9 protein-coding genes are annotated in these 11,002 nt (G+C 33.7%); 6 read left to right on the forward strand and 3 right to left on the reverse strand.

Going from position 1 to position 11,002, the window contains the following annotated elements; translation table 11 throughout:
* The 3 genes from AC9UEH_RS11200 to AC9UEH_RS11210 form a co-directional block, all read right to left on the reverse strand.
* Positions 1-590, reverse strand: a 590-nt coding sequence (locus AC9UEH_RS11200; protein ID WP_509531858.1) for a zinc-binding metallopeptidase family protein, incomplete at its 3' end; no start/stop codon positions are given.
* 492 nt (positions 591-1,082) lie between these two features.
* A complete protein-coding gene (locus AC9UEH_RS11205) occupies positions 1,083-2,537 on the reverse strand; it encodes an MFS transporter (protein WP_509531861.1) in 1,455 nt (484 codons plus the stop codon).
* 227 nt (positions 2,538-2,764) lie between these two features.
* A complete protein-coding gene (locus AC9UEH_RS11210; protein WP_509531864.1) occupies positions 2,765-3,967 on the reverse strand; it encodes an NAD(P)-dependent oxidoreductase in 1,203 nt (400 codons plus the stop codon).
* A 199-nt stretch (positions 3,968-4,166) separates the two neighbouring features.
* Between AC9UEH_RS11210 and AC9UEH_RS11215 the strand changes: the two genes are divergently transcribed.
* The 6 genes from AC9UEH_RS11215 to AC9UEH_RS11240 all read left to right on the forward strand — a co-directional run bounded on the left by AC9UEH_RS11215 (position 4,167) and on the right by AC9UEH_RS11240 (position 10,910).
* Positions 4,167-5,357 carry a serine hydrolase domain-containing protein gene (locus AC9UEH_RS11215; protein WP_509531866.1) on the forward strand — a complete coding sequence of 397 codons (1,191 nt, stop codon included), beginning with the start codon at positions 4,167-4,169 and terminating at the stop codon, positions 5,355-5,357.
* Between the two features lie 75 nt (positions 5,358-5,432).
* A complete protein-coding gene (locus tag AC9UEH_RS11220; RefSeq protein WP_509531869.1) occupies positions 5,433-5,711 on the forward strand; it encodes a 4a-hydroxytetrahydrobiopterin dehydratase in 279 nt (92 codons plus the stop codon).
* A 109-nt stretch (positions 5,712-5,820) separates the two neighbouring features.
* Positions 5,821-7,146: a trigger factor gene (locus tag AC9UEH_RS11225; protein WP_509531871.1), complete on the forward strand. Its 1,326-nt coding sequence runs from the start codon at positions 5,821-5,823 to the stop codon at positions 7,144-7,146.
* A gap of 187 nt (positions 7,147-7,333) precedes the next feature.
* Complete coding sequence (clpP, locus tag AC9UEH_RS11230) at positions 7,334-8,035, forward strand: ATP-dependent Clp endopeptidase proteolytic subunit ClpP (protein ID WP_509531874.1); 702 nt, start codon at positions 7,334-7,336, stop codon at positions 8,033-8,035.
* A gap of 86 nt (positions 8,036-8,121) precedes the next feature.
* The gene (gene clpX / locus AC9UEH_RS11235; RefSeq protein ID WP_509531877.1) at positions 8,122-9,354 is read left to right on the forward strand and encodes an ATP-dependent Clp protease ATP-binding subunit ClpX; all 1,233 of its coding nucleotides are present in this window, start codon (positions 8,122-8,124) and stop codon (positions 9,352-9,354) included.
* 458 nt (positions 9,355-9,812) lie between these two features.
* Positions 9,813-10,910, forward strand: coding sequence for a Fic family protein (locus tag AC9UEH_RS11240; protein WP_509531879.1), 1,098 nt, complete (start codon positions 9,813-9,815; stop codon positions 10,908-10,910).
* Positions 10,911-11,002 lie beyond the last annotated feature (92 nt).

Here is an 11,002-nt window from a genome sequence, read left to right on the forward strand (position 1 = left end):
AATCTCATATTCATTGAGCGAACAATTGTGGCAACAGCTCCAAATTTAGAGGCTTCTTTTGCACCACCAAATCGTTGATCTACACAACCGCCATAGGAAGTAAATGTTTCGATATTATCGGGTTGCATCGGACGGTTGAAAAACACTATTTTTCCTTTGATTTTATCAATCCCTAATTCAGCTAGCTCTTTAATGGAATGTACTTCGATTACTTCTGCTGAAATTCCGTTTTTAGGCGTTGCAATTGAACCTCCTAAAGCACAAACAGGAACGATAATTTTGGTTTTATTATCTAAAATATAAGCGACTTCTTTTTCGCCACGAACCCATTTTGGAACCATTACTTCTTGAAGATAGACCCTGTCTAATCCAAGCGTTTCCAATTGAGCTTTGGTATAATCCACCCCTTTTTGAGCACCAGCAGAACCTGATAATCGAGAACCAATTTTATTAGACAAATCATCCAGCCAAGAATAACATTTGGAATTGGTCAATGCCGATTTATAGATTTCTTTAAACTTTAATTCATCGCTGCTTTGCGCAAAAGAGACTATCGAAATAAGAAAAAGTCCGTAAAATATGTTTTTCATAAGCTAAATTTTATTTAGTAAAAATAGGATATTGTTGTAATTAAACCAAACACAGAATAAACACAGAATAAAACATCATTAGTCAAAAAAACACAGATTGCACAGATTAACACAGATTAAAATTACTTTAAACCTTTTGTTCAATTTTTGTCCGACAAAAACCTTATAAATTCATATAACCTCAAATAGTATAGTCCCTACGGGACATCTTCACGAATAACAACTCTTTTATTCTACCAACATTTAACTCCTATCGGAGTATATCTCGTAGAGATTATATGTTGGTAAATAAGTAGTTATGAAGTTGAATTTTTGTCCCGTAGGGACTATACTTTTTTATATGACAACAATTATTTTATCTTTCTCTTTGTTCCTTTGAATCTTTATTACTTTAAACCTTTATTACTTTAAACCTTTGCCCATTTGAACCTTTAATAAAAAAGGGACTTGCATAAAATACAAATCCCTTTTTAAAATTATAAATAGAATGAATTAGTGACCTCCAGAAACTGGTTTGTCAAAATCAATTCCTTGATTTTTCAATATTCCGCTAACTTTCCAAGCATAGAAAGCCAAATAAGCAAAACATACAACGCCAACAATATAGCTACTTTGAATACCGATACTTTCAGAAATAAAACCTTGTAACCAGCTTACAATTCCACCACCCATAATCATCATAATTAAGAAACTACTTCCTTGACTGGTATTTTTTCCTAATCCACTAATGGCTAATGTAAAGATACACGGCCATAAAGTACTACAGAATAAACCCACACTTGTAAAGGCATAAACACTTGTCATTCCTGTTGTAGTCATTCCAACTACTAAAGCTACAATTCCTAAAGAAGAGAACAAAAGTAACATCCTTGCAGGATTTCCTTTGCTTAAAATATCGGCAGCTATTAATACTAAAATGATTAATCCGTAAACATAAAACGGTGTTAAGTCGTGTTTTGCAATTGCATTTACCATTAAAAATACTCCGAAAGCCAAATAAGGTGCGATAAATTTTAATATTTTTTGCATGCTTAAATCATTGGTAAAAGCACCAACGGCACCAGTCCAACGACCAATCATTAAACTCGCCCAATACAATGAAATATAAGGTGCAATATCTTGAACTGTGAAATTTAAATTCGTTTTCAAATTTTTAATGGTTTGCATATAAGCCGGTAAATTACTTGCTGTTGCAACTTCAACACCAACATAAATAAAGATAGCAATCATTCCCATAATTAATTGTGGGTATTTCAAAGCCGAACTTCTAGAAGAATTGGTATCATTTTCTACTTCAACAACTGCAACAGGCTTGTCTGGAAGTGATGAAAATTTCAATAAAATGGCAACTAATAGAAAAGCCAATCCTAAAACTAAATAAGGAATTTTTACGCTTTCAATGCTCATTTCGGTATTTGCACCAGCACTTGATCCAAAAATAGCAAAACTCACTACCAAGGGTCCGATTGTTGTTCCAAAATTATTAATTCCACCCGCCAACGTTAGTCTTTGTGAACCTGTAGTAATTGGTCCAAGAGCAATCGCTAATGGATTTGCTACCGTTTGTTGCAATGAAAATCCCAATGCTACAATGAATAATCCAGATAACATTAATGGAAATGAACCTGTATTTGCAGCAGGATAAAACAATAATGTTCCCAAAGCTGAAATTCCTAAACCTAATGCCAATCCGTTTTTATAACCAATTTTATTCACTAAATCTTCTTTCATTAAAAGTGAAATTCCCATATAAATCAAGGAACCTACAGTGTAAGCAATATAAAATGCTAATGAAACTAATTGACTTTGACCTTGAGTCAGGTCGAAAGCTTTTTTAAATACTGGTATTAGGATGTCGTTACTTGCGGCAACAAAACCCCAAAAGAAAAAAACAGTTACTAAGGGAATAAATTGTCCCCATTTGGTTTGAACATTTTCTGAATTCATAAATTTGGTTTAAAAGTTAATTAATAGTTTGGGTGCAATTATTTCCGAATTCCGAATTCTATTCCTAATAAATAGTGTTCTGATAAAAATAATTACTAATAATTGATAAATATACATTTATAAAAAATAAACTCGCAATAGTAAGCCAATTAAGTTGTTAACGAAAACGATTTCTTATTGGATTTTATAAACACTATCACGTTTGAACTCATGAAAAGTAAGGTTATTTATTTTCCATCAACATACTCTTGCAGATACTGAAATCTTTCGGTGAGTTTGCCGTTTTCGGTCATTTTTGCTCTTTGTAGAATTCCGTCTTTATCGCCATTGAAAAAAGCAGGTATTACATGTTTCATAAATAGTTCCCCAAAACCTTCACTGGCATCTTTTGGAAGTTCACAAGGCAAATTATCAACCGACATCACAACGATTGCAGCAGGATGAAATACATCAACCTCTTTGTTTTCACTTGGTAAATATCCAAATAATGGCTCTGCAATTGTAGTAGCTTTTATGGTGCATGCAATTGGCCCATTGACATCGCAGGAAATATCGGCAACCACTTTGATATTGCAATCATTGGCTTGTAGCATTTCTCGTGTCAATATATAAGGAGCGTCATTTCCATAAAAGTGTCCTGCTATGAAAATATCTGACACTTTTGTATAGCGTTCAAAATCAGTTGTATATTCTGTGGGATTTGTATAAAAATCTTTCTTACCTATTACTGTTCCATCTTTACGTTTGTTGTAATCCAAAACATCAATTTGAACATAAACGGGTTCCGAGTATTTTTTTGACAGGAAATTTTCAACAGAAACTTCTTTGATTTTAATGGCGTCTAAAATTTCTTTCGCTCCGTTTCCAACTTTCCCACAACCTGTGAGTACAATTTTTATAGGTGGTAATACTTGTCTTTTTAGTTTTGCTACCAATTCGTCTTTGCCAGAAAGAGTTTCTGCTTTTGGAATTGTAAACAACCCAAATTTGATTCCGAAAGCCCGAAAAGCATTGTAAGAACCTACAATTCCTGCGTACCTGCCAAAACCAATTAAACGGTTAAAATCAGCGTCAACGATAGTTTCGTGATCATAGAAAGCTATTTTTTTTTCAAGAATGGCTTGTAAAAGTTTTTTGTTGTAAGGCTGTTTCTTTATTGTATGAGAAAAAAAGAAATACTTTTTGTTTGGAATTAAATCGTCAATTGGCACTTCTTTCACTCCAAATAAAACATCACAATCGGTCATATTATTTGAAACTTCAATCCCCAAATTTGAATACTGTTCGTCAGTGAAAATTCGGATGTCAGAACTTTCAACTTTAATTTCAGCTTCTGGGTACTTTTGTTGCAATTGCACCAATTCTTCAGCAGAGAAAACGACTCTTCTGTCTGGTGGATTTTTCCTTTCTTTGATGATTCCGAATTTCATTTATAGTCTTTATTATTTCGTGTCAAAAGTAGGACTAACTCAATCGATGTCAAAATTTATTTCAAATAAAACCAAAGTCATTACTATTTGAATTCCAACGCATTAAACCAAAAAGCATTTAAAATTTATAAAACGATTAACAAAATTGGTGTTTGATACTAAATATCTTTCCTATATATTTGCTCTTTACCAAGACCAAATGACACTAAAACCAGCTTTCTTATATACTAAAATTGCCTTACTATTTTTTCTTTGTTTGTCCTGCAACAGTCAAGATAAAAAACATACTACCTCCGATGTTTCCTCGATAAATATGGAGCCTTCTGATACGGTATTTCCTGTATTATCGAACTCCTATATCAATTCTAAAAAGAATAAAATTGAACATTTCTTCAATAAAAACTGGCCTTCAAAAAACAACAATATTAGTTTTTTAGTAGCCAAAGACGGACAGATTATCTATGAAAATTATGTTGGCTTTGGCGATATAAAAAAGAAAACTCCAATTACAAGTGAAACTCCCATTCACATTGCCTCTGTAAGTAAAGTGTTAACAGCAACTGCGATATTAAAACTTATTAATGTTGGAAAATTGGGATTAGACCAAAAAGTAACGTCCCTATTAAAAGGATTTCCTTATCCTGAAATTACCATAAAAAACCTTTTAAGTCATAGAAGCGGCATGCGAAATTATGCGTATTTCACGAATGAAAAAGGGATTTGGGACACGCACAAAATCATGAACAATCAAGATGTTTTGAATGTGATGATTGCTAAAAAAATCAGTTTAGAATACAAAACAAATACGCGTTTTGGCTATTGCAATACCAATTATGCGATGTTGGCTCTAATAATTGAAAAAATAACTGGGAAAAGATACAGTGATGCAATGAAATCAATGATTTTTGAGCCACTTGGAATGACACACACTTTTGTTTATGATTTTCAAAAAGACAAAAATGTAATTACACCTTCGTACCGTTGCAACGGGCAACAAATAGCATTTGATTATTTAGATGCTGTTTATGGTGATAAAAATGTGTTTTCCACGCCTCGTGATTTACTTAAATTGGATTTGGCACGAAATTCTGATTCTTTCTTGAGTCCCGAATTGCGATGCCAAATCTACAAAGGTTGTAGTAATGAGCACAAAGGACAAAAGAATTACGGACTTGGAATTCGTATGATAAATTTTGAAACTGGACAAAATTTTTACTTTCACAACGGTTGGTGGCACGGAAACATGTCGTCTTATGTAACGCTACAAAAGGAAAACGTTACGATTATAGCCTTAACCAATAAATGTTCCAAAAGCGTTTATAAAGTGCGTAATCTTGCTCCTTTATTCGGAGATTATCCATTTAAAGTAGATGAAAGTGTGGAGGAATAAGTTTGTCGAAAGTCTTACAGTTAAAGTAGAAAACAATTCTGCATTTTTTAACTAATTTTATAAAAATATTTAGAAATGAAAAAATATAATAAGGAAGAGGTAGCGCCATTGCTATTAAATTTAGACGATTGGCAGTTTAATTCAGATGGTATTGAGAAAAAATTTCAGTTCAAGGATTTTACTCAAGCACTTGGATTTATAGTAAAAGTGGGAGTAGTTTCTGAAAAAATGAACCACCATCCAGAATTATTTAATGTTTATAACAAAGTAAACATCCGTTTAACTACTCACGATGCAGGCGGCGTAACGGATAAAGATATTAAGTTGGCTTCTGAAATAGACCTATTTTTATAAGATTCAATAGGTCTCTATTTAAATAAATTCAATGTCTTAAAAACTTGTTTGGGTTGCAAAAATTTTATAATTTTGCAACCCAAATTTAGTATGTAAATTAACAAAGAAAATGGATATCAAAAGAGTAGCTATAAACGCTGTAAATGAAGTGATTGTGATGACTGTAGTTCACATGGATTACAAAGGTCAATTGCAAAAAAGAATAAACGAAAAAATGCCTTTGGCAACCGTTAAAGGGTTTAGAAAAGGTGCTGTGCCAAAAGATTTAGTTGAAAAACAATACGGAAGAGCAATCAAAATCGAAGAAGTTGATAAAGTGGTGGCTTTGGCATTAGAAAGATACATTCAATCAGAACGTTTGAATCTTCTTGGAACGCCTTTAGCAAAAGAAAATCCAGCCTTTTCTTGGGATGACGAAGAAATGGTATTTGAATATGAAATTGGTTTAGTGCCAAGTTTTGATTTGGATTTAGAAGCTAAAAACGACATCGTAAAATACATAGTTACAGCCGATCATAAAATGATTGACGAGCAAGTAGTGCGTATTCAGAAACAATTTGGAACTCCAACGCCTCAAACGGTTGTTGAAGAAAGCTTCGATATTTCTGGAACTTTCACCAATGCTGAAATGGAAATTAATGCGCCATCTACAATTACAACTTCTCTTTTTAAAGATAAAGAAACAAGAGCAAAATTCATTGGTAAAAAAGTGGGGGATGTAGTTACTGTAAACACAAAAGGGTTATTTGATGACGACCATCAGTTGATGGACGTTTTGAAAGTAAGCCACGATGATGTTCACGGCTTGGAAATTGATGTGGACTTCACAATCGAAAAAATCAACGGAACAGAATTAGCAGAATTGAACCAAGAATTATTTGATAAACTTTTTGAGACTGGAAACGTTGCTACATTAGAGGAATTGAAAGCAAAAATCAAAGAAGATGCTGAAATTCAATTCGCACAACAAGCAGACCAAAAATTGATGGCAGATGTTACCGATTTTTTAGTTGAAAACACAAAATTTGATTTGCCAGAAGCCTTCTTAAAAAGATGGTTGCAAACAGTTGGTGAGAAAAATCTTTCACCAGAAGAAGCAGAAGTGGAATATGCAAGATCTGAAAAAGGATTGCGTTACCAATTAATTGAAGGAAGAGCTTTATCTCAAGCAAATATCCAAGTTACATTTGAAGATTTAAAAGCATTTACAGCTAAATCAATCAGACAACAAATGGCTCAATTTGGTCAAACTAATCCTACAGACGAAGAAGTTCAAGGAATTGTAGCAAGAGTTTTGTCGAACCAAGACGAAGTTAAAAAACTTTCTGACCAAGTAGTAGGCGATAAATTGTTGCTTTTATTCAAAGAAAAAGCAAATGCAACGGTAAAAGAAGTTACATATCCTGAATTTATCGCAGCTTCTTACGGCGAATAAAGCCCCCTAACCCCCGAAGGGGGAATTATAAAGATAGCTAAAAGCAATTGCTCTTATGTAAAATACAAATTATTATTCTTATATTTGAGTGTCAGAAATTTATTTTTTTGGCACTCTTTTATTTAATGCTTTGCATTAACTTTGTACAGAATCTAGACATTATTTTAAACTTATTAATAATAAAAAAATGAATTACGGTAAAGACACTAAAGCTGCGCTCGAACAGGCGAAGCAATTTAAAAAATTTGCTACAAAACACCAAGGAGTGAATAATTTGTATTACGATAAAATCGTAAACGCAATGACTCCAAAGGGAATGACACCCTATATCATCGAAGAACGTCAATTAAATATCTCTCAATTGGACGTATTTTCGAGATTAATGATGGACAGAATTATATTTTTAGGAACAGGAATTGACGACCAAATTGCAAATATTGTTCAGGCGCAATTGTTGTTTTTAGAAAGTGCGGATGCGTCAAAAGACATTCAAATTTACATCAATTCTCCAGGCGGAAGCGTTTACGCAGGTTTGGGAATTTACGACACAATGCAATATATCAAACCTGATGTTGCAACAATTTGTACGGGAATGGCTGCTTCAATGGGAGCTGTTTTATTGTGCGCAGGAGCTGCGGGAAAACGTTCGGCGTTGCCACATTCAAGAGTTATGATTCACCAACCATCTGGCGGAGCGCAAGGAGTTGCAACAGATATGGAAATCAACTTGCGTGAAATGTTGAAATTGAAAGATGAATTGTACCAAATAATTTCTAAGCATTCAGGTCAAACTTTCGAGAAAGTGCACTTGGATTCAGAACGTGATTATTGGATGATTGCTGACGAAGCCAAAGAGTACGGAATGATTGACGAAGTATTGAGAAGATAAATATAAGTCGAAAGTCGAAAGTCTTAAAGTCGAAAGCAATGCTGCGACTTTATGACTTTCGGCATTATGACTTTTGACTAAACAAAATGGCAAAACAAAAATTAGAATGTTCTTTCTGTGGAAGAAAAAAACCAGAAACCAATTTGTTAATAGCGGGTATTGATGCCCATATTTGCGATAAATGCATTGAACAAGCACACGGAATTGTTGTAGAAGAAATAAAATCTAATGGAAGTTCTAAAGCAGTTGGGGATTTAATTCTTAAAAAACCAAAAGAAATCAGAGCCTTCCTTGATAAATACGTTATCGGGCAAGATCAAACCAAAAAAGTAATGGCAGTTGCGGTTTACAATCACTACAAACGATTGATGCAACAAGAATTAGACGATGAGGTTGAGATTGAAAAGTCTAATATTATTATGGTTGGGCAAACAGGAACTGGAAAAACATTAGTGGCAAAAACCATCGCAAAAATGTTAGACGTTCCCTTAGCTATTGTCGACGCTACTGTTTTAACAGAAGCGGGATATGTTGGAGAAGATGTAGAAAGTATATTGACGCGTTTGCTTCAATCAGCCGATTATGATGTTGCCAAAGCCGAGAGAGGCATAGTATTCATTGACGAAATTGACAAAATTGCCCGCAAAGGCGATAACCCATCAATCACTCGTGATGTTTCCGGAGAAGGAGTGCAACAAGCGTTATTGAAATTGTTAGAGGGAACGGTTGTAAACGTACCGCCGCAAGGAGGTAGAAAACACCCAGACCAGAAATTCGTAGAAGTAAATACCCAGAATATTTTGTTTATTGCTGGTGGTGCTTTTGATGGAATTGAAAAAATAATTTCTAAAAGACTGAACCGTCAAGCGATGGGATACAGTACATCTAAAAATGCGGATAATATTAACAAAGACAATTTATTGCAGTATATTATCCCAAAAGACATCAAAGATTTTGGATTGATTCCTGAAATTATTGGTCGTTTGCCGGTGTTAACCCACATGGATCCTTTGGATAGAGAAACGTTGCGCGCCATATTAACAGAACCTAAAAACGCCTTAATCAAACAATATCAAAAGTTGTTTTTGATGGACGAAGTTGCCTTTTCAATTACAGAAGAAGCATTGGATTTTGTTGTGGACAAGGCATTAGAATATAAATTAGGTGCTCGTGGATTGCGTTCTTTGTGCGAAGCTATTCTTACCGATGCGATGTATGATTTGCCAAGTTCCGATGAAAAAACATTGGAAATTGACCGAGAATATGCAGAACATACGTTGAATAAAAACTTATTGAAACGCTTGGAAATAGCGTCTTAATAGTAATTTTATAAAATAGAAATCCCGTTTAGTTTCATGGCTAAACGGGATTTTTTTCTTTTGAAGCACACGTTTATTTTCTCCTTAACGATCCTTCCTGCCATTCGCTGTATCCACGCCCAAAAGCGTGGGATGCCGCTGCTGTCAGGGCTAAAATTTCACGTTTAGATTTTCATAGTAAATTTATCAATGAAAGTACCGCACTAAAAGATTCGCGGAATGGGGGAAAATTGCACCAGCTATGATATTTTTACATACATTATTTCCCGAAACGGAAAGCAGATTTTCATGAGGACACATCCGTACGGTCTGGAGTTGTTTTGGAATGAAAAAAAATATAAATAAATTAAACGAAGGCAAAATTTACCTTCAAAACACAAACGAGAGTAAGTTTTAATTATATTTACACTCGAATATAAATTAGAAGTAAGAAACGCCTTCATATAAAAATAGTAAAAATGAGTAAAAAATCAAGTTACAATTCTGAAATACCTTATAATGATTTGCCCCTATTGCCACCACAAGCGGAAATAGAAAGCACTACAATACTTAAAAAAACTATTGCTGCCAGTAGAGCCTTGTCAGAACTAAAAGGAGCGATTACTAATTTACCAAACCCAAGTCTCTTTATAGATACAATCAACTTACAGGAAGCGCAAGCTAGTTCTGCCATTGAAAATATTATCACAACACAAGACGAACTGTTCAAAGCATCAATTGCGGAGAAAAAAAATAACAATCCCGCCACAAAAGAAGTAATGCATTACAAAGATGCATTATGGTTTGGTGTAGAACAAATAGAAAATAGACCTATTCTAACAACCAATCTTTTTATAGCAGTAATGCAAATCATAAAAGAAAATCAATCCAGTATTCGAAATGTGCCTGGAACACAATTAAAAAACCCAGCACCAAATACTGTAGTCTATACACCGCCAGAAGGAGAAAATGTAATTAGAGAAAAGCTAAAAAATTTAGAAGATTTTATTCACGCAGATGATACTATTGACCCATTAGTAAAAATGGCAATCATTCATTACCAGTTTGAAGCAATTCACCCATTTTTTGATGGAAATGGTCGTACAGGAAGAATTATTCTATTATTATACCTCAAAATGACTGGCTTACTTGATTTGCCTGCGCTCTATTTAAGTAATTATATTATTAAACACAAAGAAAAATACTACGCAAATCTAAGAAAAGTAACAGAAGAAGGAAATTGGGAAGATTGGATTTTGTATATGCTGGATATGGTAGAAAAAACAGCCCTAAAAGGGAGAAGTCAAATAGCCGAAATCGAGAAATTGATGAATGAAATGGGAGCCGAAATACAACAAAAGTTACCTAAAATATATTCAAAAGACCTTATGGAAGAACTATTCCGATTACCATATACAAAAAGAAACCAATTTGAAAAAGCGGGATTAGGCAATCTAAAAACAGTTGGAAACTATTTAATAGAACTTGAAAAGGAAGGTTTTTTAAAAAGTGAGCAAGTAGGTAAAGAAAAATTGTATCTAAATTTTAAGTTGTTAGAAGTTTTGAGAATAAAATAGACAATGGTGAATATCCGAATTTATCACTATCCTCAAAAACTGGATATGCTAACTTTACCCTCATAAAAAGTTAAGAATAAAAACCTTAATTT

Source organism: Flavobacterium sp. (assembly GCF_040402835.1).
In the GTDB taxonomy this organism is placed as follows: Bacteria; Bacteroidota; Bacteroidia; order Flavobacteriales; family Flavobacteriaceae; genus Flavobacterium.

What these genes read in the sequence shown, in the direction of transcription:
- AC9UEH_RS11205 (WP_509531861.1), bottom strand. Translation starts at nt 2,537, where the DNA reads ATGAATTCAGAAAATGTTCAAACCAAATGGGGACAATTTATTCCCTTA.
- AC9UEH_RS11210 (WP_509531864.1), bottom strand. Translation starts at nt 3,967, where the DNA reads ATGAAATTCGGAATCATCAAAGAAAGGAAAAATCCACCAGACAGAAGA.
- AC9UEH_RS11215 (WP_509531866.1), top strand. Translation starts at nt 4,167, where the DNA reads ATGACACTAAAACCAGCTTTCTTATATACTAAAATTGCCTTACTATTT.
- AC9UEH_RS11220 (WP_509531869.1), top strand. Translation starts at nt 5,433, where the DNA reads ATGAAAAAATATAATAAGGAAGAGGTAGCGCCATTGCTATTAAATTTA.
- AC9UEH_RS11225 (WP_509531871.1), top strand. Translation starts at nt 5,821, where the DNA reads ATGGATATCAAAAGAGTAGCTATAAACGCTGTAAATGAAGTGATTGTG.
- clpP (WP_509531874.1), top strand. Translation starts at nt 7,334, where the DNA reads ATGAATTACGGTAAAGACACTAAAGCTGCGCTCGAACAGGCGAAGCAA.
- clpX (WP_509531877.1), top strand. Translation starts at nt 8,122, where the DNA reads ATGGCAAAACAAAAATTAGAATGTTCTTTCTGTGGAAGAAAAAAACCA.
- AC9UEH_RS11240 (WP_509531879.1), top strand. Translation starts at nt 9,813, where the DNA reads ATGAGTAAAAAATCAAGTTACAATTCTGAAATACCTTATAATGATTTG.